Below are 26201 nucleotides of genomic sequence, written 5' to 3' on the forward strand. Positions count from 1 at the left end.
GGGGATATTATGGACGAGAAATCGCGCAGAAATATTTGGCAGTCGGTGCGCATTGGCGTGGCCCTGATCGGGACCGTGCTGGTGGTCTACGGGATCTGTGTGAACCAGGCCCTGTGGACGGCCGTGGGCTTTGCTTCTGTGCTGTTGGTGTACTATCTGACCTTCCGCAGCAACCGGCTGCGGGAAGCCTGGTTCAACCATTCCATGACCACGGTGGTCCGGAATATTGAACGGGCCAACAATTATGCGGTGCAGCGGATTCCCATCGGCATCGGGGTCTTCGACAAGGAAGGCCATCTCCAATGGCGGAACCGGCTGTTCAACGAGTACGTAACTGTGGACGCACCCTCCGGAACGGCCTTGGAAAAAATCCTGCCGCCGCCGGAAAACAACTTTGCCACCCTGCGGCTGCGGGATGCGGAAAAGCAGATCAAGATTGGGGACCGGATTTACCAGATGCTGGTACGCCGGATCCAGATTACCGATGACCCCGCCGACGATACGGGCATTGTGCTGTATCTCACGGACATTACGGACCGGCAGCGTCAAAAACGCCGGTACGAGGATGGCCGGCCGGTGGTAGCCTATGTGCAGTTCGACAACTACGACGATGCCATGAAGGGACTCAACGAAAACGAGCGGGCCAGCCTTTTGGTAGATGTGACCAAGGCCATTGGCGGCTGGGTAGACGAGGTCCATGGCTATTTCCAGAAATGCACGGAAGATTTGTACGTGGTGGGCCTGAGCTGGAAGGGTCTTAATGAAACCATCGGGAAAAAATTCCCGGTGCTGGACAAAATCCGGGAAATCAAAACCAGCAGCCGGATCAACCCCACCATCAGCATTGGGGTGGGGGCTGTAGGCAAGAACCTTTCCGAAATGAGCCAAAAGGCCCAGGCTTCCCTGGACCTGGCCCTGGGCCGGGGCGGTGACCAGGCCGTAGTCAATATCGAAGATGAAATGCATTTCTACGGAGCCAGAGGTTCCGTACAGGCCAAGAATACCCGGGTTCGGGCTCGGATTGTGGCCCAGGCCATCCACGAGCTGATGACCAACGCCGACCAGGTGATGGTCATGGGCCACGCCAACGAAGATTACGATGCCCTGGGGTCCGCCATCGGGGTGGCCAAAATGGCTCTGACCCTGGGCAAGAGCTGCTGCATCGTCAACAGCGGCCAGGGTTCTTCTTTAAAGAAACTGGAAACGGTTTCTAAGGATCAGAGCGACCGGTACCTGTCCCTGATTGTGGATGAGGAAGAAGCCCTGAAACGGCTGACTCCGGGCTGCATCCTGGTACTGGTGGACCACCACCGGGCCATGCTCAGTGCGGCACCCAAGGTGCTCCAGGCCGTGAAGAAACGGATTATCATTGACCACCACCGCCGGGCAGAGGATGCCATTAAGGACGTAATGCTGCAGTACATGGAGCCGTCCACTTCCTCCACCTGCGAAATGGTCACGGAAATCCTCCAATATTTCCAGAACCGGATGAGTTTTTCTGAAGTGGAAGCCACGGCCCTGTACGCAGGGATTCTGGTGGATACGAAAAACTTTGCCGTTCAGACCGGGGAACGGACCTTTGAAGCTGCGGCTTTCCTGCGGCGGAACGGGGCGGATCCCCATATGGTTTCCCAATTGTTCAAGGACGACGAAAATACGGTGCTGACCCGGGCGAAAATCATTACTGAAATGAAGACGCCCTTGCCGGGGCTGGCCCTGTCCGTCCACAAATGCTCCGCCCAGGACAAGGATACCTCCGTGATTGTGGCCCAGGCAGCCGATGAGCTGCTGACCATGGACGATATCCACGTCAGTGTGGTGCTCAGCGAAAATGAAAAGGGCGTCAGCATCAGCGCCCGCAGTGACGGTTCCGTCAATGTGCAGGTGATGATGGAAGAGCTTGGCGGCGGCGGTCACCAGACCGTAGCCGGGGTGCAGGTCAAGGACGTAAAGGCAGAAGATTTAGTGCCCAAGGTCATTGCCCTGGCCAAAGAACAAATGAAGGAGAGCGATACCGATGAAAGTGATTCTGCTGCAGGACATCAAGAAGTTGGGTAAAAAAGGTGAAATTATTGAGACGGCGGAAGGTTATGGCCGCAACTATCTGATTCCCCGGGGCATGGCGGAAGAAGCTACGTCCCAGAACCTGAACCAGGCCAAACGGGACCAGCAGGTAGCTGCCCACCGGAAAGCCCAGGCTCATGACGAAGCCGTAATCCTGGCTTCCCAGCTGGAAAAGGTTACGCTGCATATGAAAGTGAAAGTGGGCGCCAACGGCAAGCTGTTTGGCTCCATTGCGTCCAAGGATGTGGCAGAAGCCCTGCTGGCTCAAACCGGCATGGAAGGGGTGGACCGCCGCAAAATCGAAATTCCGGAAGTGATCAAGAGCCCGGGCGAATACAAAGCCACGGCCAAATTGATGCCGGATATTACCGCTACCTTTAAGGTATTGGTAGAGACGGAGGAATAATGGAAGAACGTATACCCCCACAAAATGTCGAAGCGGAACAAAGCGTCCTGGGAGCTATGCTCATCAGCCGCGATGCCATCGATAAAGCTGGGGAAATCCTGACGGAAGAGGATTTCTACCGCCAGGACGACCGGATCATCTTTTCAGCCATTATGGACCTGCACGGCCGCAATGAGGCTGTGGATCTGGTCACGGTTACCGAAGAACTGCGGAAAATGGGAAAGCTGGAAGCCATTGGCGGTACGGCGGCCATTACAGCCCTGAGCAACGCAGTTCCCACGGCAGCCAATGTGGTTTACCATGCCAAGATTGTGGAGGAAAAGTCCCTGCGCCGGCAGCTGATTGAGGCTGCCACCGACGTGGCGGCCAGTGGCTACGAAGAAGAAGAGGATATTGCCCAGACCATCGATAAGGCGGAGCAGAAAATCCTGGCCGTGGCCAACCGGAAGCATTCCGGCGGCATGGTAAAAATCAAGGATATTGTCAAAGCCGCCATGGGCCGGATTGAGGAATTGTACGATTCCAAGGACGCCTACACCGGGCTGCCCACCGGCTTTACGGACTTTGACAGAATGACCAGCGGCCTGCAGCCCTCCGACCTGATTATCGTGGCTGCCCGCCCGTCCATGGGTAAATCTTCCCTGGTACTGAACATTGCAGAGCACGTGGCCATCAAGGGGCATAAGTCCGTGGCCTTCTTCTCCCTGGAAATGAGCAAGGAGCAGCTGGTGCAGCGTATGCTGTGCTCCGGCGCCGATATTGACGCCTCCCGGCTGCGAATTGGCCAGCTTCAGGACAGTGAATGGCCCAAACTGGTGAAGGCCGCTGACGAACTCAGTGAGTCCAAGATCATGATGGACGATACCCCGGGGATTACCGCCCTGGAAATGCGGTCTAAATGCCGGCGCTGGAAAAACGAAAATGGTCTTGACCTTATTATCGTGGACTATCTGCAGCTGATGCAGGGGTCCTCCCGTCGGGCCAGTGACAACCGGCAGCAGGAAATGAGTGAGATTTCCCGTTCCCTGAAGGGCCTTGCCCGGGAACTGAATGTTCCCCTGATTGCCCTGTCCCAGCTGAGCCGGAGCGTGGAATCCCGTACCAGCAAGCGCCCTATGCTTAGTGACTTGCGGGAATCCGGCGCTTTGGAACAGGATGCGGATATTGTTTGCTTTATTTACCGGGATGATTACTACAACCCGGATACGGATCAAAAGAACATTGCCGAACTGATTGTGGCAAAGCATCGTAACGGACCTGTAGGAACCGTACAGCTGTTCTTCAAGAAGGATACTACCCGGTTTGCAGATTTGACCAAAGACCATATAGGGTAAGCCGCCCCAGGCGGAAGGGCTGCTCCTGCTGCTGGCAATTGCCAGTGGTGGGGGCAGTTTTTTGTGCCCAAACGGGGAAATTTCCGGAAAACCCGGAAGAAGGGCAAAAAAGGATTTGACAATGTTCGGAATTTTGCACCCATAATCCGGGCCAGCCCTCTTTTTTCTGTAACAGAAGAATTTGCAGGAACTTTTTCAGGGAAAAGTACCCGGTTTTTCTGGGGTAAAAGTGAAAAAGAAGGAACAAAATAGGAATTTTTCCGGGTTTCCTGCTAACATTCTATTATTGTCATTGCTATACGTTCGGTAAAATGATACAATAAACCCGTATGTGAAGGCTGCTTCACAGGATTTAAATTGGAGCCGAACGGAAGGCACTGCCTTTCCTGGCAGAAGCCTGGTTCCACACAGGGCACGCGGCAAAGGCGGCGTGTTTTCAGCTATGCCATTTTTTCTATTCTAAGGAGGAAGTTACTGTGATTCCACGTTATACCGGCAAAGAAATGGGTTCCATCTGGACGGAAGAAAATGAAGACCGCACAATGGTCAAGGTCGAAATTCTGGCTTGCGAAGCCATGAACAAATTGGGGATTGTTCCCGATGATGCCCTTCATGACATCCAAACCAAGGCTGATTTCGAATTGGACCGGGTTCACGAAATTGAAAAAGTCACCAACCACGATATCATCTCCCTGCTGACCAACGTGGCAGAGCATGTAGGCGATGCCTCCAAATACATTCATAAAGGCTTAACCTCCAGCGATGTTAAGGATACCGCCATGGGCGTCATGATGCGGGATTCCTGCGAAATCCTGATCCGGCTGGAAAAGGAACTCCACGATGTCCTGAAAACCCAGGCCCAAAAATACCGTCATACCATCTGCGTCGGCCGTACCCACGGCATTCATGCAGAACCCATGACCTTCGGGCTGAAGTTCCTGCTGTGGATGGATGAAACGGAACGGAATATCGAACGCCTGGAACTGGCCAAGAAATACATTTCCGTAGGCAAACTCAGCGGCGCTGTGGGCACCTACTCCAATATTGATCCGTTCGTGGAAAAATATGTCTGCGAAAAACTGGGTCTGGAACCGGTTAAACTGGCTACCCAGGTTGTCCAAAGAGATCGTCATGCTTTCTACCTGACCACCATTGCCGTTTGCGGCGCTACCCTGGAAAAGATGGCTACGGAAATCCGTGCCCTGCAGCGTACCGATATTCGGGAAGCGGAAGAGTATTTTGCTCCTGGCCAGAAGGGTTCTTCTGCCATGCCCCACAAACGCAATCCCATTACCTGCGAAAAGATCTGCGGCCTGGCCCGGGTTCTGCGGGGCAATGCCCAGGCAGCCCTGGAAAACGTGGCCCTGTGGCATGAACGGGATATTTCCCATTCTTCCGTAGAACGGATTATCCTGCCGGATTCTACCATCCTGCTGGATCATATGCTGCGGAAAACCAAGAATATCATGGAAAAACTGTTGGTTTATCCGGATGCCATGATTGCCAACCTGAACAAGACCGGCGGTCTGATCTACAGCCAAAACCTGCTGGTTGCCCTGGTAGGCAAAGGCGTGCTGCGGGAAGATGCCTACAAGTGGGTACAGCGCAACGCTATGGCCCGCTGGCTGGAAGGCGCTGACTTCAAGACCAATGTGGAAGCTGACCCGGATATCGATAAGTACCTGACCAAAGAAGAAGTGGAAGCCTGCTTCGAACCGAAACATATGCTGAAGCATGTGGATGAAATCTACGCCCGGTACGGCATGTAACTGTTAGAAGAAGGAGATTGATTCTATGTCATCTGTTGTTGTGATTGGTTCCCAATGGGGGGACGAAGGTAAAGGCAAAATCGTAGATTATCTGGCCCAGCAGGCCGATACAGTAGTCCGTTATTCCGGCGGTTCCAATGCCGGTCATACGGTTGTGGTCAACAATGTGGAATTCAAGCTGCGCTTGCTGCCCAGCGGCATTCTGTACAAGGACAAGACCTGCATCCTGGGGAACGGAGTTGTTATCAATCCCCGTGTGGTGCTGCAGGAAATTGCCGACATGAAGGCCAAAGGTGTGGACACCAGCAATTTGCTGATCAGCGACCGGGCCCATGTGGTGTTTCCGTATCACGAAAAGCAGGATGAATTGCAGGAAGCAGCTTTGGGAGATGCCAAAATCGGCACCACCAAAGGCGGCATTGGTCCCTGCTACATGGATAAATATGCCCGTACCGGCATCCGGGTCTGCGACCTGATGAATCCGGAAATTCTGGCAGAAAAACTGAAGAGAACCCTGGCCGTGAAAAACGACCTGTTCACCAAATTGTATGGGGCAGAACCCATGGAATATGAACCCATGCTGAAGGATTACCTGGCCTACGCTGAAGAACTGCGGCCCCATGTAACCGACACCAGCGTGGTGCTGGGCAACAAGTTTGACGAAGGCGCCAATGTGCTGTTTGAAGGGGCCCAGGCTACGTTCCTGGACATCGACTACGGCACCTATCCCTACGTAACCAGCTCCAACCCCACCGCCGGCAATGCGGCTACGGGCAGCGGCGTAGGTCCCCTGTACATCGACCATGTGGTGGGCGTGGTAAAAGCCTATACCACCCGGGTAGGGGAAGGCCCCTTTGTCTGCGAACTGTTTGATACCGATGGCCCCGGCACGTACCTGAGAAACACCGGCCATGAATTTGGCACGGTTACGGGACGGCCCCGCCGCTGCGGCTGGCTGGATGCCTTCATGGTGAAATATGCAGCCCGGCTCAACAGCATGGATTCCCTGGCCATTACCCGTCTGGATATTCTGGACGGTTTGGACACCATTAAAATGTGCACCGGCTGGACCATTGACGGCAAAGCCATCCAGCACATTCCTGCGGACCTGTCCATTCTGGCCCAGGCCAAACCGGTTTACGAAACCTTCAAGGGCTGGAAAAAGGATATTTCCGGCGTCCGGAAATACGAAGACCTGCCGGAGGAAGCCCAGGTATATCTGAAGCGCCTGAGCGAAGTGGTAGGTGTGCCCATCGGAATTATTTCTGTCGGCCCCAACCGGGATCAGACCTTCTCCCTGAAGAAGTTCTTCGATTAAGCAAACTACAAGTTATAAAAAATACGCTGTGCCTGTGGGCACAGCGTATTTTTGTTAGGGAAGAAAGTTAAAACCAAAAAAGAAAAGGAGCTTTTAGGTTTACTATCCCTTTTTATACCATTTCTTCCGGATGGAAAACCTTATCAAATTCTTCTTCTTTCATATAGCCCAGTTTCAGGACCGCTTCCTTCAGGGAAATATTGTCCTTGAAGGCCTGCTTGGCCACGACGGCGCAGCGGTCGTAGCCGATGTAGGGGCTTAGGGCGGTAACCAGCATCAGGGAATGGTGCAGGTTGTAGGCCATCTTTTCCCGGTTGGCCTTGATGCCGATGACGCAGTTTTTCCGGAAGGAAACCATCACGTCGGTCAGCAGCTGGACGGACTGGAGGAAGTTGTAGATGGTGACCGGCAGGAATACGTTCAGCTGGAAGTTCCCCTGGGAAGCGGCAAAGCCAATAGCGGCATCATTGCCCATGACCTGGACAGCTACCATGGTGACAGCTTCGCATTGGGTGGGGTTCACCTTGCCGGGCATAATGGAGGAGCCAGGTTCGTTGGCGGGAATGGTGATTTCTCCCAGACCATCTCGGGGACCGGAAGCCAGCCAGCGTACATCGTTGGCAATCTTCATCAGGTTGGCGGCCAGGGCCTTCAGGGCACCGTGGGCGTAAACCATATCGTCCAGGCTGGTCAGGGCGTGGAATTTGTTGGGGGCCGTTACAAAAGGATGGCCGGTGTTTTCCGCAATATAGGCAGCCGCTTTGGTGTCAAAGCCTTCCGGGGCGTTGAGCCCGGTGCCTACGGCAGTACCGCCCAGGGCCAGTTCCAATAGGCCCGGCAGGGCATTTTGGATTTCTGCCTTGTTGCGTTCCAGCATGGTGCGCCAGCCGGAAATTTCCTGGGAGAAGGCGATGGGCACCGCATCCTGCAAGTGGGTCCGGCCGGTGGTGACGATGCCCTGATTGTCCTTTTCCAGCTGGGCAAAGGCAGCCGCCAGTTGGTCCAGGGCCGGCAGCAGGTGGTCCTGGAGCTTTAGCACGGCAGCAATGTGCATGGCCGTGGGGAAGGTATCGTTGGAGCTTTGGGACATATTCACGTGGTCGTTGGGGTGGAGCAGAGCTTCCCCAGCCAGTTCATTGCCCCGGTGGGCGATGACTTCGTTCAGGTTCATGTTGCTTTGGGTGCCGCTGCCGGTCTGCCAGACGGCCAAGGGGAAGTTCCCTGCCAGTTTGCCGGCCAGGATTTCGTCGCAGGCCTGGCCGATTACCTGGCACCGTTTGGCATCCAGGTGACCCAGAGCCTGGTTAGCCTGGGCGGCTGATTTTTTCAGGTAGGCAAAAGCTGCAATCACTTCTGCCGGAATCTTTTCGGTGCCAATCCGGAAGTTTTCCAGACTCCGTTCGGTTTGGGCACCCCAATATTTATCGGCTGGAACCTTGATTTCACCCATGGAATCCCGTTCCAGACGCCACTTTTCATTACTACCCATATTGCTCCCTCATTTCTTATATGATACTGCATTATTTCATAGGATGAAGGGATTGTCAAACGAAGAAACCTGTTTTTGGCCCTGGGGATTGTCCCTGAGGAAAAGCGGCGCGTTGGGCCCTAAAAAAAGACGGCCGAAGCCGTCTTTTTCACTGCTTGTTTATTTGCCCAGCTGGCTTTTGAACGTGCTGAAGAAACGGTCCACAATGCGGGTGTACATACCGTTAAAATCGCTGTCTTCCTGTCTGTCCCGGGCGTCCTCACTGGTGTATACCAGGGCCCCTGTCTTCATGCTGTACACATCGAAGCGGACGGTCAGGTACATGGTAACGTACTGCTTTTCGGGAACCTTTACCGGAATGGGAATCCGGTGGACCACATCCCGATAGCCCTTGCTGTCATGAACGGTTTCGTGGATTTCTTTTTCCTGCCATTCCGTATGGGCCGGTACCACACTGACCTGTTTTTGGCAGCGGGTGACCTTGGGAACTACATAAAGGTCGGCCCCGGCGTCAACGGCAGCTTGGGGAATGTGGACGGCGGTGCTGTCCTTTACCGTTTCTTCCTGGGGGGCGCTGGCCTCACTGCCGGGCAGGATTGCCAGGGTTCCTGGCAGCGGTGCCGTGATGATTTTCGGGTTTTTGATGGCGGCAGCCTTTTGGTTAAAAATGACCTGGAAGGAATGGGCGTTGGAAGCCATTTGCTTAGAAAGGGCATCGGTATTGACTACGGCGGTGTAGATCGTTTGATCCTTTTTAAAGGAATGGGTGGGATCAGCCCATTTGGCAAAATCCGCGTAAGCAGGAAGGGATACCAGGGTTAACGCGGCTGCCAAAAGAGGAACCAAAAGTTTTTTCTTCATGAATTCGAGCGGACCAGCCAGGGAAACAGGCTGGCCTGCTGCCTCCTTTCTCTCTCGTGGGATGGATGAACCGAAAAGTATATTTTATTTAGGTTAGTTGTAAAATGAATTTGAACAGTTAATCAAAAAACAAAAATCCATAGTGAAGCTTCATGTTAAAATGGTTTTGCGAGAAATCATCAACAAAGGAGCAATCACTATGGATCACATCCATTCTAACACAATTGAGGACGTACGTATACCCGGCCGCCATCTTTCTTTGGAAGAACGTGGCATGATTCAAGCTCTGCATCGTCAAGGGCTTTCCCTTCGCAACATTGCTGCTGCAGTAGGATGTGCTCATACGACTGTTTTCTATGAGCTTCGGCGTGGAACGCCGGAACGAAAAAGCAAGCACGGTCGTGCCCCACAGTATATGGCAAAGCGCGGTCAGAAGGCATACGCAAAGAATCGCAAGAACTCCAGGAAGACTTGCAAAATCGATCATGACGACTGCGAATCGTTCATCCAATGGATGGTAGAACAAGTCCGCCAGGAACGTTGGTCACTGGATGCCTGCGTTGGCTATGCTAGGCGGAACAAGCTATTTACGCCGGAACAGATTCCCTGTACCAAGACGCTCTACAACATGCTTTGGGCTAATAAGCTTCCGCTGTCGCTCTTCGAAGTCCCGCGAGCCTTAAAGCATAAACACCGGCGGAAATGGGTACGTAAGAACAAGCGTATGAAGGGTCGCTCCATTGAGGAACGTCCTGCCGTCGTCAATGAAGGTACCGAAATTGGCCACTGGGAAGTGGACACGGTCGTTGGTCAGCGTGCAGGCCGTGAGGCAGTAGTCTTCACTGCTGTTGAAAAGGTTACGCGCAACTACATCGCCATCCGCATTCCTGGACGTACCTGTGCCGGCGTTGAATCCGCTCTTGCACAGTTGCAGGAGCTATATGGCGCAGAGCGCTTCAGCCAGATTTTTAAGACGATGACGGCCGATAACGGTCCTGAGTTTGAGAACTTGTCACAGTTCGAGAGTCTCGGCACCAAGATGTACTTTACACATTCGTACAGCTCGTGGGAGCGGGCTCAAAACGAACGCCACAATGGCTTGCTGAGGGATTTCATCCCAAAGGGCATGTCCATAGAGCGGTTCTCTGATGAGGATATCCTGAACATGGCAGATAGGCTGAACCAGCGCCCACGTCGTGTTTTGGGCTACCATACGCCGTCAGAGCTATTTGATGCATTCCTCGATGAAGTTTATGCTATTGAGTGTGTTTCTTGATTATAGTTGTTCAAATTCAACTTGCAATTTACCTATATTTTATTTATTATATCATGAAGTAATGAATTTTTCTGAACCTTTTTGGCGAAAAATTGGGACGCAGGAACTATCGGGAGGCTCGTTTTGTCCCGGGTCAGGCTTGGGGAAAAAAAAAGGAGCAGGCTTTTGGCCTACTCCTTGGGATTTTGGTGATCCACCCGGGACTTGAACCCGGGACACCCTGATTAAAAGTCAGGTGCTCTACCAACTGAGCTAGTGAATCATAAGAAACAGCTTTATAATTATAGCGGATTTTGAGGAATATTGTCAAGGGCTATTTTCGTGAAATTAATGTTTGTGCCGCTGCTCAGTGGTCCTATCCTTGGTTTGGACAGAAAAAAGCCAGGGAAGGAATTACCTTCCCTGGTGAGCCCTTAGGCCAACAATTCCAGCAGTTTGGCTCCGGCGGTGCAGGCCGGGCAGAAGCAGTATTTGCCGCCGCTTGCCTTGACTTCCTGGGCCTTGGCCAGCATTTGGGCAGCTTGGTCAGCGCCGAACGCTTTTTTGGCTGCTTCGGAAGCAAAGAAAGGAATGACCGCATCGATGGTGTTGACATCTTCCTTCAGGGCCGCATGGAGCAGAGCGGTCAGATTGGCTTGGGCAGCAGTGCCTTCTGCATCCAGCCATTTCTGGGCCAGTTCTTTTAAGCCGCCGTAAACGCTGGGCGCAGCAACCAGATTTTTCACTTCAGCAACAATTTCCTCGTGTTTATCCATGATGATCCATCCTCTATTGTAATAACTTTTATTACATTATACACCCAATTTAGGGGGAGCGCTAGGTTTTTTTGGGAAAATCCTTTATAATAAATTCCATAGTAAGTTTCTTGGAGATGGCAGGACTTTCCTGCAGAAAGGATGTAATATGCAAAAGACCAAAAAACTGTTTTCCTTGGGGCTGCTGGCCCTGTGCTTGAGCTTGGGACTGCATTTTCCCGTCCAGGCAGCAGATTATACCAATGATATGAAAATCCCGGGAGCGGCCAAAATAACCGTCAATGAGGGGGCTGCCTCCATTGACCGGCAGTTGGACCACCAGCCGGATCCCTATTTTGCCCACCCGGATTTTTACCATATGAAGGGCAAAGGCTCCCTCCTCCTGCTGCCCCATTTCCAGACCCTCCAGCAGTCCAGTGAATGGTCCTGTGGACCGGCCGCGGCCCTGATGGTGCTCAACTGGTACGGCAAGCGGGACGGTTGGTCGGAGCAAAAGCTGGCGGACCTGCGCCATTCCTGCAAGGACCTGAAGGTAAACGGCTTCCCGGAGGGGTATCCCGGCACCACCCTGGCCCAAATGGAAGACATTTTCCAAAAGGTGGGGGGCTTTAAGACCATCAGTTCCACGGACTATGCCCGGAAAGGCAAGACCTTTGGCCCGGAAGATATCAAACGCTTCCTCCAGCAGGGGCGTCCCATTATGGTATGCTGGATCGACTGGGGCGGCCATTGGCAGGATATCATCGGCTATGATGATATGGGTACGGAAAATCCCCAGGATGATGTAGTCATCATGGCGGACCCTTACGATACCACGGACCATAACCAGGACGGCTACGGGATTTATCCGGCGGCCCGGTTCTTTGCCCTGTTTGATATGTTTGGTTCCTTCCCGGAAAGCGAAGGGGGCAATCACAACCTGTTTTTGGTAGCGTACCCGGACGGGCAGTAAGGAGGCGGCTGATGACAAGACCCAAGATTACCATTCGGGTGGTGGACAAAAAGGGCCCCAGGGGCTGCCACCACGGCCATACAGCCGGCTGTACCTTTGACTGGGATACCCAGCGGGGACAGCTTTGCCCCATGGCCCAGCACGTGCTGTTTCCCTATATCGACATTCTCCGCTACGGGGGCATCATCCCCGGCATGAAGGGCAATACCCTGCGGGTAGCCTGCCCGGATGCGGACGTAATCAATATTTTTGAAATCACTGTAGAAAAAACAAATTAACCCAGAAAAAAACGGACGGCCTTTCCCCCAGGTGGGAAGGGCCGTTTTGCGGTGAATAAGAAAAAATAGTAAAAAACTTTGACTAATTAGCACTCAACTATTGACAGTGCTAACAACAAGTGGTATATTATAACCAGAACGAAGGAGAGACCAAGGAAAGGGTTCCCAAAAAGAACCGTTGCAATAGCCTTTCGGTAGTTCCAAAAGCTGACCTTCATGGCCAAGATGAACGGAGGAATGGCTTATGTTACTGCCTAGTGTATTCGATGAAAATGGTTTTGAAGATTTGATGGATGATTTTGATGATATGTTCAGCAGCCGGAATCCTTTGTACGGGAAACATGGCAGAAACATGATGAAGATGGACATTCGGGACGTGGGTGACCACTACGAACTGGATATCGATCTGCCGGGCTTCAAGAAAGAGGAAATCAAGGCGCAGTTGGAAAATGGCTATCTGACCATCCGGGCTTCCAAGGGTTTGGACAAGGATGAGAAGGATAAGAAAGGGCAATATATCCGCCGTGAACGTTCCTATGGTGAATGTGCCCGTACGGTTTATGTAGGGGAAAATATCACCGAGGCCGATGTGAAAGCCAAATACGAAAACGGCATCCTGCAATTGAGCATTCCTAAGAAAGAACCTCAGAAAGAAGAAACCAAGAAATATATCGCTATCGAAGGATAACGAGGAAGGGAACCCTCAGGGAGGGTTCCGGAGAGAATCCCGGAGTCATACGCAAGTATGGCTCCGGGATTTCTTTATGTGTGCACCTGCAAAGGAGACAATGTTTTCTGGAGGAAACACCCTTGACAACACCTTCTATCCCACGTAAACTATAATTTACAATAGTTTTTGAAAAAATTGCGAAAAAAGGAGCAACGGTCAATGGAAAAACAAATTCCGGAGTTAATTACTGTCGAAGCAGCTCGGGACACCCATCGCTGGGTGGCAGTCACCGCTCTTTTGCTGGCAATCGGCGTTATTCTGCACACCATCAGCCCCAACGTAGGAGGCGTAACCCCCAACTGGACCATTGCCATGTATTCCATTACCATTTGCCTGACCCGTCCCAGCCTGAGCCGGGCCCTGGGAATAGGCTTTGTGGCCGGCTTGACCCTGATTCCCTCCTCTAAATCCGCGTTTCCCCTGGGCAACCTGGCCAGTGAACTGTGCGGCGCAGCTACTGCCTGCATTCTGGTAAAGGCCTTTGCCCTGACCCATTTGGAAAACCTGCGGGTAAAACCCTTTATTGTGGGCTTTTTGGCCACCTTTGTCAGCGGGTCAGTATTTACCCATATTCTGAAATTGGTTCTGGGTTTGCCTTTGGTTGTGTGGATCCGGGCCATGCTGCCTCTGGTAGCTGTGATTGCCCTGGTGAACGCCCTGGTAACCCAGGCCCTGTACGGCCCGGTCCGGAAGATTTTCTTTGCAACGGAGGGTGGACAACATGAGTGAAGCGGCAATTCGGATTTCCGATTTTTATTTTGAATACCTGAACAGCGACCTGGTGCTGAAGGATATCAACCTGACCATCAAGGAAGGCTCCTTTACGGCCATCGCCGGTCCCAGCGGCGCTGGAAAAACCACCCTGTGCAAGGCCATGACGGGAATTGTCCCCCATTATTATGGCGGAAGGTACCACGGCTCGGTAGAAGTTTTGGGAGAAAATATCCAGGGCAAGAAAATTTCTGAACTGGCCATGCGGGTGGGAATTATGCTGGACGACTATGAAAGCCAGATGGTGTCCCTGACGGCGGGAGAAGAAATTGCCTTTGGCCTTTTGAACCATGGTTTTTCTCCAGATGAAGTGGATGCCCGGGTGTCCCAGGCCCTGGCAGAGGTAGGCCTTCCTGGCCGGGAAAATTACCAGCTGGACGAATTGTCCGGGGGCCAGCGGCAGCGGCTGCTGCTGGCGTCTGTACTGGCCTGTCAGCCGGAAATCCTGATTTTGGACGAACCGGTTTCGGCCCTGGATCCGGACGGAGCCCGGTCCCTGTATGCCCTGGTGCACAAAATCTACCGGCAGCAGCAGATGACCGTAGTGGTGGTGGAACATGACCTGAACTACCTGCTCCCCTATCTGACGGATCTGGTGTTAATCAGCGGCGGGGAAGCGGTGGTCCAAGGCCGCTTTGAGGAAGCTGCCCAGGCCGTCTACGAGCGGGAAGACCTGCGGGAAAACCTGCCGGAACTGTGGCAGGTGAAGCTGGGCCTGGAAAAACGGTTCCAGATCAAACTGGGCGACTGGCGCAATGAGCTGGAAGCCGAAGAAGAATTGACGCAAAAATTCCAAAGAAGGGGGACGCTGACCCATGATTGAAGCAAGTGCTGTAAACTTTGCCTACCGCCGGGGCATCCCGGTGCTTCAGGACATTACCTGCACCATTGAAGACGGGGAAGCGGTGGCCCTTTTGGGTCACAACGGCAGTGGGAAAACCACCCTGAGCCGGCTGTTCATGGCCCTGGACCATCCCCGGAGCGGAACCATTCAGGTGGACCAGGTGGATATTGCCGGCTACGAGCCGGCGGATCTGGCCAATAAGGTGGGCTATGTGTTCCAGAACCCGGATCTCCAGCTTTTGGGGGATACGGTGTACGAGGAAGTGGCCTACGGGCTGGAAAACCGGAAAATGCCCAAAAAAGCCCTGGATGAACAGGTCCGGGAAGCGGTGGAGGCCATGGGACTTACTCCCTACCTGCAAAAGTATCCCCGGTCCCTGTCCTTTGGCCAAAAACGCCGGCTGGGGGTGGCTGCGGCCTTGGCCCTTCAGCCTCGGACGCTGATTTTGGACGAAATCACCAACGGCCAGGACGAACAGGAAAAGCACCATATGATGCAGTACCTGTCCCGGCTCCAGGAAGAAAAACATTTGACCTTGATTTTGATTACCCACGACATGGAAATTGCCCGGCAGTATACCACCCATTCCCTGGTACTCCACGACGGGCAGTTGGTCTACGATGGCAGTACCCGGGACCTGTTTGACGGGGAGCGGCCCATTGAGGAATGGGGCCTGAAGCAGCCGGTACTGGCCCGGCTGGGCGCCCTGTTTAAGGTGCGGGCCGGCTCGCCGGAAGAATTGTGCACCCTGGTAGAACGGAAGGGGGGAGAGGCATGAAAATCACCGCCTTTACCCGGCTCATTCTGGTAGTGGCCATTACGGCCTGGGTTTTCCTGCTGCCGATTCCTGCTGTTGCTACCCTTCTGGCCCTGGAACTGGTCATCCTGCTGTACATCAAGCGGGACCGGATGACCATGGCCGCTATTGGCACCCTGACGGTGTTTACCGGCATTATGGTGGTACTCCAGCTGCTGTTTGGGTCACCGCTGGATATAGCCCTTACCGGGGGCCTGCGGATGTTTGTGATGACCACGGCCTTCCTGTGCCTGTTGGCCTCCACCCGGATCCAGGACATTGCCCAGGCACTGGTGGAAAAGTTCCATATGCCCTATGAATACGCCTTTATGCTGACCACGGCCCTGCGCTTTGTGCCGGATTTTCTGTCCGACTCGGCCATTACCCTGGATGCCCAGTCCTGCCGGGGCTATTCCAATCGGGGCAACGCCTTTAAGCGCCTTTACGCCTACCTGGCGGTGGTAAAACCGTTAGTGATGCGGGCAGTGGCCAAGTCCGATACCTTGGCATTATCCATGGAATTAAAGGGCTTTGGGCCCAATACTTATAAGAACCGGCGGCCCATGAAATTAAAAATTTGGGATTATCTGGTGCTTTTGGGGGTTATTGCCCTAAGCTCCTACCCTTGGTGGGTAAAATACCTGTAAGCTGCTGCCAAGCCTCAGAAAATGCTGAAGCTTGGCAGTTTTTGCAGGTGCCGGCGGTCCGGCAAGCGCGGCTATAAAAAAACACAGGCTTCCTTTTGCGGGGAAGCCTGTGTTTTTTGTTTTTGTTTAGGCGTGAAGGGCTTTTTCGTATACCAGCTGGATGATTTTCATGGTCACTTCATAGGACTTTTCCAGGCTGGGTACGGGCAGGAATTCGTATTTGGAATGGAAGTTCAGACCGCCGGTAAAATAGTTGGGGGTAAAGATGCCTTTGGTGGAAATATAGGCTCCGTCTGTACCGCCTCTCATGGCGATGGTCTTGGGGGTGATGCCCAGGTCTTCCATGGCTTGGTAAATAAAGTCAATGGCCTGTTTATTGTCGTCGGTCAGGGCATCTTTGATGTTGCCGTATACGTCTTCCAGGGACAGGGATACATGGGTTCGGGGTTCCATTTTCTTTAACTGTTCCACGGCGTCCCGGATCTGCTGTTTCTTGGCTTCGTATTTGGCCTTGTCGTGGTCCCGGATGTTGAGCAGCACCTCCGCCCGGGAAGCGTTGGACTGGATGGATTTTACCCAGATGTAGCCTTCTCTGCCTTCGGTGCATTCTGGGGTTTCTTTCCGGTCAAACAGGTTCACAAAGTCTACGGCCAACAGGGTGGGGTTCACCAGCCGGCCCTTGGCATTCATGGGGTGGGCGCTGATGCCCTGGATGTTTACCAGAGCGGTGCCGGCGTTAAAGGTTTCATAGACCACTTCGCCTACGGCGCTGCTGTCGATGGTGTAGGCAAAGGCCACCGGGAACCGGCTGTAATCCATGGCTTTGGACCCTTTGAGCCCCACTTCTTCGTCGGGGACAAAGGCCACGTAGATGTCCCCATGGTAAATTTCCGGATGGGTGTACAGGGTATGGAGCATGGTCATGATGTTGGCAATGGCTGCCTTGTCATCGGCGCCCAGTACGCTGGTGCCGTCGGTAAAGACAATGTCCTGGCCGATATAGTCCGCCAGTTCCGGATGTTCCGCTGCCTTCATGACAATATGTTTTTCCGGGTTCAGGTTCACATCTCCGCCAGGATAGGCTTTCACCACCTGGGGATGGACAATGGGGCTCAGGTTTACGTCCGCCGTATCCAGGTGGGCGCAGAAACCGATGGCCGGTACGGTACCCGTAAAGTCCTTGGGCAGGTTGGCCGGCAGATAGCCGGTGAGTACGCATTGTTCGCTGAGCCGCAGATCTTCCAGATCCATCAGTTCCAGTTCCACCTCCAGCTGCTTGGCAATGTGCCATTGGGTGGGAGAACTGGGAACCCCGCCGCCGGCCCGGCTTTGGGAGGGAATATTTACATAACGCAGGAAACGTTCCAGTAATTCGTCAGAAATTTGAGTCATAACAAAACCTCCTTTGGAATCATTCTTCTTAGTATTATAACACAAAAGCCCTGTTGCCCCGGTATTTTACTGGAAAAATGTTTCTTTTTGTAAGGGTTAAGCAGAATGGAAAAAGCGTTTTGAATAAGGGGAATTTTTTTCTAAAAGTCCATTGAAAAAAATACGAAAATCCTGTAAAGTGTTAGGGTACCCATTTTACGGACGGAGTGTTCCCTTTTTACCGAAGGGACGTCCCGGAAGAGAGAAAAGAGAGGCAAAAAATGCTGCAACGGAAAATCGAAAAGTTTCTGCAGACCTGGAAGCAGGTACCCAATCACAACCCCTTGGTGATCAAGGGCTGCCGCCATTGCGGCAAAACCACGGCCATGAAGGAATTCGCCAAAAAGGAATACGACCATGTGGTTTATTTGAATTTCCAGGATAAGCCGGATTATGCGGCAATTTTTGAAGACTCCCAGGATGTGAATTACCTGGTAATGCTGATTACGGCTCTGGCCGGTCCGGATACGGTGTTCGAACCCCATAAGACGGTGCTGCTGTTAGATGAAATCCAGGAATGCCCTAAGGCCCATGCGGCCCTGAAGGCCTTTAAGCTGGACGGCCGGTACGATGTGATTGCCGCAGGCTCCCTTTTGGGGGTCAAGGGTTACGGCAATGGTTCTGCCATGATTCCCGTGGGCTACGAAACGGTGGTCAACATGGTTCCCCTGGACTTTGAGGAATTTCTCTGGGTGAACGGCATTACGTCCCCGGTGCTGGACCTGCTGCGCAAAAGCCTGGCAGAAGAAACCCAGGTGCCGGAAGCCCTGCATCTGCGGCTTAACGAATTGCTGAAGCTGTACGTGCTGGTAGGCGGTATGCCCGGGGTGGTAGCCGACTATGTGGAACACAAGGATCTGAACCGGGTGTACCAGCTCCAGCGGGAAATTCTCCAGGATTATGAAGAAAACCTGTTTGTGAAGGTGAACAAACGGGCCCAGGCCAAGCTGCGGGAATGCCTGGAAGTGGTCCCCCAGCAGCTGAGCAAGGAAAACAAGAAGTACCAGTACGCCCAGCTGAAGCGGGGGTCCAAGGCTTCCCAGTTTGAGGGAACCCTCCAGTGGCTGGAAGAAGCCGGTCTGGTAACCCGCTGCTATAACCTGACGGAACCGGGCCTGCCCCTGGAACGCCATGCCATTGACTCCATTTTCAAAGTGTACCTGAAAGATGTGGGGTTGTTTGCTGCCATGCTGGAAGGGGAAGAACGAGCCGCCCTTCTGGAAGGTAATCTGAACGGCTGCCAAGGGGCCATTTACGAAAGCCTGGCGGCGGACCTTTTGGCCAAAAGCGGCCGGAAACTGTACTACTACCACAAGAACTCCGGGTTGGAAGTGGACTTTGTCATCCGCTGCCAGTCCCAGAGTACCCTGGTGAAAGCAACGCCGTCCACGGGCAATACCAAGAGCTTGAAAACCATTCTCCAGCAGCCGGAAACCTACCATGTGGAACAGGCCATCCAGCTGGGGTTGGGCAATGTAAACCGGCAAACCCGGAGCGGTATTTTGGAACTGCCCATGTATATGGGCTTTTTGCTGAGCCAGTATTAAGGACGGCGGAAGCTGCCCTCTAGAAGAAGGGGTGAAACTATGGGTTTGGAATTTAATCTATCTGCGTATCCGTATCCTTCCCGCCGGCGGGTGATTTTTGCCCGGCATGGTATGGTCTGCACCGGTCAGCCGCTGGCTGCCCAAGCAGGCCTGCGTATGCTCCAGGCGGGGGGCAATGCTGTGGATGCGGCCATTGCCACGGCTATCTGCCTGACCGTGGTGGAGCCTACCAGCAATGGCCTGGGCAGTGATGCCTTTGCCATTGTGTGGATGAAGGATAAGATGTATGGGTTGAACGGCAGCGGTCACGCACCGGCTTCCTTGAACCGGGAAAAATTGGCCAAGCTGGGCATTACGGAAAAAATGCCCATCCGGGGTTGGATTCCGGTTACGGTGCCGGGAGCACCGTCCGCCTGGTCCGTACTGCACAAGCGCTTTGGCCGTCTGCCTTTTGCCAAATTGTTTGAACCGGCTATAGAGTACGCTTCCCAGGGCTATCCCCTGTCCCCGATTATTGGGCAGCTGTGGAAGGAAGGGGAGCAGGTTTTCCTGCCCTTTAAGGACGACCCTGCTTTTCAGGGCTGGTTCCAGACCTTCTACAAGGGCGGCCGGGTGCCGGAAGTGGGTGAACTGGTTACCCTGCCGGATCACGCCAAAAGCTTAAAAATCCTGGCGGACAGCCATTGCGAAGCCTTTTACCGGGGCGAGCTGGCAGAAGCCATGGACCGCTTCAGCCGGGAAACCGGCGGCTATCTCCGGAAGGAAGACCTGGCGGGCTATGAAGCCCAGTGGGTGGAACCCATCCAGGTGAACTACCGGGGCTACAATGTGTGGGAGATTCCCCCCAATGGCCACGGTATTACGGCTCTGATGGCCCTCAATATTATGAAGGGCTTTGACCTGCCGGAACGGGAAACCGTGGACAGCTACCATAAACAAATCGAAGCCATGAAACTGGCCTACTCCGATGCCCAGGAATTCGTAGCCGACCCCCGCTATATGCGGACTAAGGTGGAAGACCTGCTGAGCGAGGACTATGCGGCAGCGCGCCGGGCCCTGATTGGGGAAAAGGCTTTGCAGCCCCAGCACGGGGATCCCTTCAGCGGCGGCACGGTATACCTGTGTACGGCGGACGGGGAAGGAAACATGGTTTCCTACATCCAAAGCAATTTCCGGGGGTTTGGCTCCGGGATTGTGATTCCGGGCTATGGCCTGGCCCTGAACGACCGGGGCCTGAACTTCTCCCTGGATCCTTCCAAGGACAATTGCCTGGCCCCCAACAAGAAGCCCTATCATACCATTATCCCAGGCTTTTTGACCAAGGACGGCAAGGCCGTGGGGCCCTTTGGGGTCATGGGCGGTTTTATGCAGCCCCAGGGCCATCTCCAGGTGATGCTCAATACCTTGGACTTCCACCTGAATCCCCAGGCTGCCCTGGATGCACCCCGGTGGCAGTGGATTCGGGACAAAAAGGTAGAAATTGAAGACGGGGCAAGCCCGGAAATCATTGCAGGCCTGCGGGAACGGGGCCATGAAATTACCGTAAAAAGTGAAAAAAGCGCCTTCGGACGGGGCCAGATTATCTGGCGCCGGGAAGACGGCGTCCTGGTGGGAGCTACGGAACCCCGGACGGACGGAACGGTGGCTGCCTGGTAAGGCGCCCCAATATAGGAAGCGTTTCTCTGCCTTAGGGCCGGGGGCGCTTCTTTTTTTGCGGCCGCAGGCTGCAGGAAGTTAGTTTATAAAAACTTGTTAAGAAAATCTGCTATTCCTTTAACTTATCCATACCTATAGCCAACCAGGGAAATACCCCTGCAATAGAAAAGTCCTTATAAAAATAGCAAGAAAATGGAAGAAGAATAAGCAATATTCATAGTTACAGCGTTTTAAAATTTTATAAAACAATAGAACATACGGATAGGCATGAAAATGCGTTGAATTTTGCCTAAAAATGTTGCATTATCAAGTTAGTTCGTACTATAATGAGGAAAGTCAAATTGGACTATAACCTCCCCGGATGATACTGGAGTGTGGTGCAGACGCAATTACAATGCGGCTTTTGGGCGGGAATTAGGACGCCCCCCAAAGGATTGCGGCTGCAGCGGACTCATGTGAAACGTTCTCCTAATGGGCCAAATGCTCCGGGCAATTTACGGAAAGGTGGCAATGGATATGGAAAGAGAAGATTGGGTAAAAACGGGATTGGTAGCTGGAGGGGCTGTACTGGGTCTTTTGGGTGAAAAGCTGGTAAAATCCAAGCTGATGAAAAAAGCCCTGGTCAAGAGCACGGCCGCTGCCCTGCGGGTGCAAAAATGCGCTTCTGAAAGCACTGCCTGCCTGCAGGCACAAGCCGATGACATTGTAGCGGCTGCCAAGGAAGAAAACAAGAAAATTGAAGAAGCAGAAGCTGCTGCAGAAGCTGCTGAAGCTGCCCAAACGCCGGTTATCGAAGACGCTGCGAAATAAGCCCCGTTCCCTAGGGTCAAAACAAGGGAGCGAGAGCCATGAAATTTCAAATTCAAAATGAGGTTCCAGGCCGCCTGCGGGTGCGCTGCCTGGCCCAGGAGGGGCGGAAAGTCCGCTCTTTTGACCTGGAGCAGGGAGCTGCCATTTTAGGGGGCTTGGAACGGGTTGCCGGCGTCCGCAAGGTGAAGCTGTATTCCAGCGCCGCCGGCATTGCCGTCTTTTATGAACAGGATTTGGCAGGCGATAACCGCCAGGGGATTATTACCGCCCTGGCCCGGCTGAACATGAACGATCCGGAACTGCGGAAGGCCACCAAGGAGAAGGCGGGCTCCCTGCAGCTGAACCGGCAATACCGGAACCGGCTGATTGGGCTGGTAACCCGGCATTTTGCCTGCAAGTTCTTCCTGCCCCTGCCGCTTCGGATGATTCGCTCCTGGTACCATACCTTGGGCTTTATCCGCCTGGGGCTCCGGTCCCTGCGTCAGGGCCGGCTGGATGTGCCGGTGCTGGATGCGACGGCCATTACGGCAGCCATGCTGCAGAACGACCTGTCCACGGCGGGCAGCGTTATGCTGCTGCTCCATATTGGGGAACTGCTGGAAGAATGGTCCTACCGGAAGTCCGTCCACGACCTGGCCGAGAATATGTCCCTGCACATTGACACGGTCTGGAAAGTGGTGGAAGGTACGGAAGTGGAAGTACCCCTGGCCGAAATTGCGGACGGGGATCTGGTCAGCGTAAAGATGGGCTCCACCATTCCTCTGGATGGGGAAGTGACGGCTGGGGAAGCCTTGGTCAACCAGGCTTCCATGACCGGGGAATCCCTGCCGGTGGAAAAGAAGCCGGGGCTTACGGTGTACGCCGGAACGGTGGTGGAAGATGGGGAAATTACCGTGAAGGTCAAGGGCGGCGCTGGTGCCACCCGCTACGACCGGATCGTGGAAATGATCCAGGCTTCCGAAAGCTTCAAATCCAACCTGGAAAGCAAGGCCGCCCATTTGGCGGACAAGCTGGTGCCCTGGTGCTTGGGCGGTACCGTCCTGACCTACCTGCTGACCCGGAACGTTATGCGGGCCATGTCCATCCTGATGGTGGACTTCTCCTGTGCACTGAAGCTGTCCATGCCTCTTTCGGTGCTGTCCGCCATGCGGGAATGCAGCACCCATAAGATTACCGTCAAGGGCGGCAAGTTCCTGGAAGCGGTAGCGGAAGCGGATACCATTGTCTTTGACAAGACTGGTACCCTGACCCTGGCCAAACCCAAGGTGGCCGATGTCTTGTGCTTCAGCGGGTACGACCGGAGCACGGTGCTGCGGTATGCTGCCTGCCTGGAGGAGCATTTCCCCCATTCGGTGGCCAACGCCATTGTGCGCCAGGCTGCGGAAGAGGGCCTGACCCACGAGGAAATGCACAGCAAGGTGGAATATATTGTGGCCCACGGGATTGCTTCCCAGGTGGAAGGGAAACGGATTGTTATCGGTTCCGGCCACTTTATTTTTGACGATGAGCACTGCGTTATCCCGGAAGGGGAAGAAGCCATCTACGAAAGCCGGCCGGAAGAATATTCCCATATCTATATGGCCCTAAACGGCAAGTTGATGGCCATTATCTGCATTCAGGATCCTCTGCGGCCGGAAGCACCCCAGGTGCTGCGGAATCTGCGGCAGGCGGGCTTTAAACGCCTGGTCATGATGACTGGGGACAGCGAGCGGACGGCAGCGGCGGTAGTGGCCAAAATCGGGGTGGACCAGTTCTACGCCGAAGTGCTGCCGGAAGATAAGGCACGATTTGTAGAAGAAGCCAAGGCCCAAGGCCATACGGTGGTGATGGTAGGGGACGGTATCAACGATTCCCCGGCCCTGTCGGCGGCAGACGCCGGCGTTGCCATTGCCGAAGGAGCGGATATTGCCCGGGAGATTGCGGACATTACCATTTCTGCCCACGACCTGCAGCAGCTGGTGGTGCTGAAGCAGCTGAGCACCCTATTGATGCGCCGGGTAAACTTCAACTATGACTTTGTGGTATCCTTTAACGCCGGGCTCATTGGTTTGGGCGTATTAGGCATTCTGCCTCCGGCTACCACGGCTTTGCTGCACAATGGGTCCACCATTGCCATCAGTCTGCACAGCATGACGGATCTGATGGAAGCCTAACTTAAAAGAATGAACTGATAAGTATATAGAAAAAAAGGAAGTTCCTTTAGGAACTTCCTTTTTTTAGGCTCATCACGGAAAATTGGGGGATACGAAATCTAAGACAGAATTTAAAAACTGAAAAAAGGTATTGAAAAAGAGCACGGGATGCTCCATTCTAAGTAATAGCGACAAAACTACGAAAGGAATGATCCACGTGCTCTCAACCTCAAGTATAGCAAATTTATGCAAAAACATACAGGAAAATATTCCTACGAGTATTGCTTCTCTTTTTGAAGAGATCATAGATGTAAATAGTACCCGGCCTACAGCCGACGTTGTATGCCCTTGCTGCGGCGGTAAGGTCCATGTCCATGACAACCCTGTAACTACACTTAAAGACATGCCCTGGATACCCGGAAAGCCACGGATTCTTCGTGTGAGATTCCACCGCTACCGGTGCCAAAAATGCGGGCATACCTTCAATGAAAACATAACCTTTAAGTATCCTGGAACCAGAGTCACTTCTCGTGCCGCTTTATGGATCAAGATTTTGCTTATGCATCAAATGACGATTAAAGCAGTCAGCGATTTGACCGGTATCCATTGGGGAACAGTTTCTAAAATCCATAAGGAAATTATGGACGAGGCTCTCAAAACGCGAAGCGAGGAACTTCGCAAAAGTGGCTACCGTCCTAAGCATCTTGCCGTTGATGAGTTTGCAATGCACAAAGGCCATACTTACGCAACCTGTGTTATGGACCTTGATATGGGAGACATCCTCTGGGTTGGTGCGGGACGCTCTATAGCTGCCTTTACAAAGTTTTTTGAAGAGACAGACCTGGAGTATTTGTCTGAAGTAGAAGCTGTCGCAATGGACATGAACGCATCGTTCAACACCCTGGTAGAAAAGTATCTGCCTCATGCGGCAATAGTATACGACCGCTACCATATGCAAGCCCAGTATGGACGAGATGTGCTGGGAGCCGTAAGGCTGGAGGAAGCAAGACAGCACAAAGAGAAAGCCGATAACCTAAAGCTTGGGATTACAGAGAATATTGCTGAAGAGCAGGCAACAAAAGCAGAGGATTCAATTAAAGAGGAGAATCGGCTTTACAAGGAAGTAAAACAAGCTCGCTGGACGCTGCTTTGCAAGGAAGAAACACTAAGCGATAAAAAGGCAGAAAATCTCAAGGAAATCCTTAAAAAACATGAAAATTTGACAGTTTGCCATACAATGAAAGAGGAACTAAGTGATCTATTCGAGCTTAGAAACCCCGATTTAGCTGCCGTAGAATGGGAAAAATGGTTTAAAGGAGCCGAGGAGAGCAACATACCGCAGCTGCAAAAGTTTGCCCGCTTAAAGCGAAAACGCAAAGAGGGTTTGATTGCTCACTCAGCCCATCCGATTACCACAGGAAAGCTTGAAGGCTTCAATAACAAGATTAAGGTTGCAAAACGAATAGGGTATGGATACAAAAATGATGAATATTTTTTCACTCTGATTCGATATTCAGCATTACCATCTATACGAAACGGCACTGTCTAGAGATTGCGACAGTGGGATGTTGCTAGACATAAAAGAAGGATGGCAGAAATCTGCCATCCCACAATAAAACGTGAAGAGCCTTTTTTTACTGTTCGCAATGCAAAATGTACCAAATCCTCCAGCAGCTGCTCCGGCGATTTTCCTTCCGGATTAAAGGGAAGGGTATGCTCCTTCAGCAGGAATAGCAGTTCGGTAATGGCTTCCAGCAGGAAAGCCGCATAGGCATAATCCCGTGCTTCCTGGGGCGGCTGGATTTGGCCGGCCTCCTGGGCCTGGTGCAGCAGGCTCTGCAGGTAGCTGCTGATGGCTTTGAGATGATCCCATAGTTGATTATCCAGTACGCCGGAGGGATTGATCAATTCCCGGTACAGGATATTTACGTGCTTCTGGGGTTCCAGCTGGCTGCGGAGAATTTCCTGAAGGTAGCGGGTGAGCCGCTCCAAGGGCGTTCCCCCTGCTGCTTCCACTTCCTCCTGGAGCCGGGAAAGTTCCTGGCATTCTTCTTTGACAACGGCCTGGTACAGGGCGGCCTTGCCGCCAAAGTAGTAGGAAATCAGGGCGCTGTTGCAGCCGGCGGCCTGGGCAATGGCGAGGATGGATACATTCCGGTATTCTTTGGCGTCAAACAGGGCAGCGCCGCTGCGAAGCAGGCGTGCCTTGGTGCGCTCCGGGTTGCGTTTGATCATGGCGGGTCTTCCTTTCCCAGTGCTGGCTAAATTGCTGACGGTTCGCTTTATCCCTTATTATAGCCCCTCCCCGTGCGGAAGACAATCCAGCCGGAAGTGG

The 26201-nt window shown here is 53.2% G+C and carries 23 protein-coding genes and 1 tRNA gene; 18 read left to right on the forward strand and 6 right to left on the reverse strand.

What is annotated here, in order from left to right:
* Nucleotides 1-9: 9 nt before the first annotated feature.
* The 5 genes from LKE88_RS09410 (at nucleotide 10) to LKE88_RS09430 (ending at nucleotide 6891) form a co-directional block, all read left to right on the forward strand.
* Nucleotides 10-2058, forward strand: coding sequence for a DHH family phosphoesterase (locus tag LKE88_RS09410; protein ID WP_105326646.1), 2049 nt, complete (start codon nucleotides 10-12; stop codon nucleotides 2056-2058).
* Nucleotides 2018-2470, forward strand: coding sequence for a 50S ribosomal protein L9 (gene rplI, locus LKE88_RS09415; protein ID WP_105326647.1), 453 nt, complete (start codon nucleotides 2018-2020; stop codon nucleotides 2468-2470). The genes LKE88_RS09410 and rplI overlap by 41 nt, the downstream gene beginning before the upstream one ends.
* Entirely contained in the window at nucleotides 2470-3804 is a 1335-nt protein-coding gene (dnaB, locus tag LKE88_RS09420) for a replicative DNA helicase (protein ID WP_105326648.1), read from the forward strand. The genes rplI and dnaB overlap by 1 nt, the downstream gene beginning before the upstream one ends.
* A gap of 476 nt (nucleotides 3805-4280) precedes the next feature.
* A complete protein-coding gene (gene purB / locus LKE88_RS09425; protein WP_105326650.1) occupies nucleotides 4281-5573 on the forward strand; it encodes an adenylosuccinate lyase in 1293 nt (430 codons plus the stop codon).
* Between the two features lie 25 nt (nucleotides 5574-5598).
* Nucleotides 5599-6891 carry an adenylosuccinate synthase gene (locus LKE88_RS09430; RefSeq protein ID WP_105326651.1) on the forward strand — a complete coding sequence of 431 codons (1293 nt, stop codon included), beginning with the start codon at nucleotides 5599-5601 and terminating at the stop codon, nucleotides 6889-6891.
* Between the two features lie 112 nt (nucleotides 6892-7003).
* Here LKE88_RS09430 and fumC read toward each other — a convergent pair whose 3' ends face one another.
* On the reverse strand, nucleotides 7004-8380 hold the full coding sequence (fumC, locus tag LKE88_RS09435; protein WP_105326652.1) for a class II fumarate hydratase: 1377 nt from the start codon (nucleotides 8378-8380) through the stop codon (nucleotides 7004-7006).
* Between the two features lie 159 nt (nucleotides 8381-8539).
* Entirely contained in the window at nucleotides 8540-9241 is a 702-nt protein-coding gene (locus LKE88_RS09440) for a hypothetical protein (protein ID WP_105326653.1), read from the reverse strand.
* A gap of 199 nt (nucleotides 9242-9440) precedes the next feature.
* Between LKE88_RS09440 and LKE88_RS09445 the strand changes: the two genes are divergently transcribed.
* The gene (locus tag LKE88_RS09445; protein WP_231087115.1) at nucleotides 9441-10517 is read left to right on the forward strand and encodes an IS30 family transposase; all 1077 of its coding nucleotides are present in this window, start codon (nucleotides 9441-9443) and stop codon (nucleotides 10515-10517) included.
* A 186-nt stretch (nucleotides 10518-10703) separates the two neighbouring features.
* On the opposite strand, the gene LKE88_RS09450 is transcribed toward LKE88_RS09445, so the two are convergent.
* A tRNA-Lys gene (locus LKE88_RS09450) sits at nucleotides 10704-10779 on the reverse strand.
* A 151-nt stretch (nucleotides 10780-10930) separates the two neighbouring features.
* Nucleotides 10931-11272: a heat-shock protein Hsp90 gene (locus tag LKE88_RS09455; protein WP_105326654.1), complete on the reverse strand. Its 342-nt coding sequence runs from the start codon at nucleotides 11270-11272 to the stop codon at nucleotides 10931-10933.
* Between the two features lie 148 nt (nucleotides 11273-11420).
* Here LKE88_RS09455 and LKE88_RS09460 point away from each other — a divergent pair, with 148 nt between their 5' ends.
* From LKE88_RS09460 to LKE88_RS09490, 7 genes are all read left to right on the forward strand, one after another.
* Nucleotides 11421-12224, forward strand: a complete 804-nt coding sequence (locus LKE88_RS09460) for a C39 family peptidase (RefSeq protein ID WP_105326655.1) — start codon at nucleotides 11421-11423, stop codon at nucleotides 12222-12224.
* Nucleotides 12225-12235: 11 nt separating this feature from the next.
* Nucleotides 12236-12502 carry a TIGR04076 family protein gene (locus LKE88_RS09465; RefSeq protein ID WP_231085714.1) on the forward strand — a complete coding sequence of 89 codons (267 nt, stop codon included), beginning with the start codon at nucleotides 12236-12238 and terminating at the stop codon, nucleotides 12500-12502.
* 244 nt (nucleotides 12503-12746) lie between these two features.
* Nucleotides 12747-13190 (forward strand): Hsp20/alpha crystallin family protein, encoded by a 444-nt coding sequence (locus LKE88_RS09470; protein ID WP_105326657.1) that lies wholly within the window; start codon nucleotides 12747-12749, stop codon nucleotides 13188-13190.
* Between the two features lie 201 nt (nucleotides 13191-13391).
* Entirely contained in the window at nucleotides 13392-13961 is a 570-nt protein-coding gene (locus LKE88_RS09475) for a tryptophan transporter (RefSeq protein WP_105327410.1), read from the forward strand.
* Entirely contained in the window at nucleotides 13954-14826 is an 873-nt protein-coding gene (locus LKE88_RS09480; RefSeq protein WP_199614395.1) for an energy-coupling factor ABC transporter ATP-binding protein, read from the forward strand. Before LKE88_RS09475 ends, LKE88_RS09480 begins: the two co-directional genes overlap by 8 nt.
* A complete protein-coding gene (locus tag LKE88_RS09485; protein ID WP_105326658.1) occupies nucleotides 14819-15625 on the forward strand; it encodes an energy-coupling factor ABC transporter ATP-binding protein in 807 nt (268 codons plus the stop codon). The genes LKE88_RS09480 and LKE88_RS09485 overlap by 8 nt, the downstream gene beginning before the upstream one ends.
* Entirely contained in the window at nucleotides 15622-16290 is a 669-nt protein-coding gene (locus LKE88_RS09490; RefSeq protein ID WP_105326659.1) for an energy-coupling factor transporter transmembrane component T, read from the forward strand. The genes LKE88_RS09485 and LKE88_RS09490 overlap by 4 nt, the downstream gene beginning before the upstream one ends.
* Nucleotides 16291-16416: 126 nt before the next feature.
* Here the strand turns inward: LKE88_RS09490 and pepT are convergent, their stop codons facing one another.
* Nucleotides 16417-17682, reverse strand: coding sequence for a peptidase T (gene pepT, locus LKE88_RS09495; RefSeq protein WP_105326660.1), 1266 nt, complete (start codon nucleotides 17680-17682; stop codon nucleotides 16417-16419).
* 260 nt (nucleotides 17683-17942) lie between these two features.
* Here pepT and LKE88_RS09500 point away from each other — a divergent pair, with 260 nt between their 5' ends.
* From LKE88_RS09500 to LKE88_RS09520, 5 genes are all read left to right on the forward strand, one after another.
* Nucleotides 17943-19268 carry an ATP-binding protein gene (locus LKE88_RS09500; RefSeq protein WP_105326661.1) on the forward strand — a complete coding sequence of 442 codons (1326 nt, stop codon included), beginning with the start codon at nucleotides 17943-17945 and terminating at the stop codon, nucleotides 19266-19268.
* A 39-nt stretch (nucleotides 19269-19307) separates the two neighbouring features.
* Nucleotides 19308-20924 (forward strand): gamma-glutamyltransferase family protein, encoded by a 1617-nt coding sequence (locus LKE88_RS09505; protein WP_105326662.1) that lies wholly within the window; start codon nucleotides 19308-19310, stop codon nucleotides 20922-20924.
* Nucleotides 20925-21440: 516 nt separating this feature from the next.
* Complete coding sequence (locus tag LKE88_RS09510) at nucleotides 21441-21734, forward strand: DUF6110 family protein (RefSeq protein WP_105325543.1); 294 nt, start codon at nucleotides 21441-21443, stop codon at nucleotides 21732-21734.
* A 38-nt stretch (nucleotides 21735-21772) separates the two neighbouring features.
* Nucleotides 21773-23887 carry a heavy metal translocating P-type ATPase gene (locus tag LKE88_RS09515; RefSeq protein WP_276803453.1) on the forward strand — a complete coding sequence of 705 codons (2115 nt, stop codon included), beginning with the start codon at nucleotides 21773-21775 and terminating at the stop codon, nucleotides 23885-23887.
* A 187-nt stretch (nucleotides 23888-24074) separates the two neighbouring features.
* Nucleotides 24075-25415, forward strand: a complete 1341-nt coding sequence (locus LKE88_RS09520; RefSeq protein ID WP_276803917.1) for an ISL3 family transposase — start codon at nucleotides 24075-24077, stop codon at nucleotides 25413-25415.
* Here the strand turns inward: LKE88_RS09520 and LKE88_RS09525 are convergent.
* Nucleotides 25412-26101 (reverse strand): TetR/AcrR family transcriptional regulator, encoded by a 690-nt coding sequence (locus tag LKE88_RS09525; RefSeq protein WP_105326665.1) that lies wholly within the window; start codon nucleotides 26099-26101, stop codon nucleotides 25412-25414. The genes LKE88_RS09520 and LKE88_RS09525 overlap by 4 nt on opposite strands.
* Between the last annotated feature and the right edge of the window lie 100 nt (nucleotides 26102-26201).

Origin of the sequence: Acidaminococcus hominis, assembly GCF_022484025.1 — a bacterium.
Lineage (GTDB): Bacteria > Bacillota > Negativicutes > Acidaminococcales > Acidaminococcaceae > Acidaminococcus > Acidaminococcus hominis.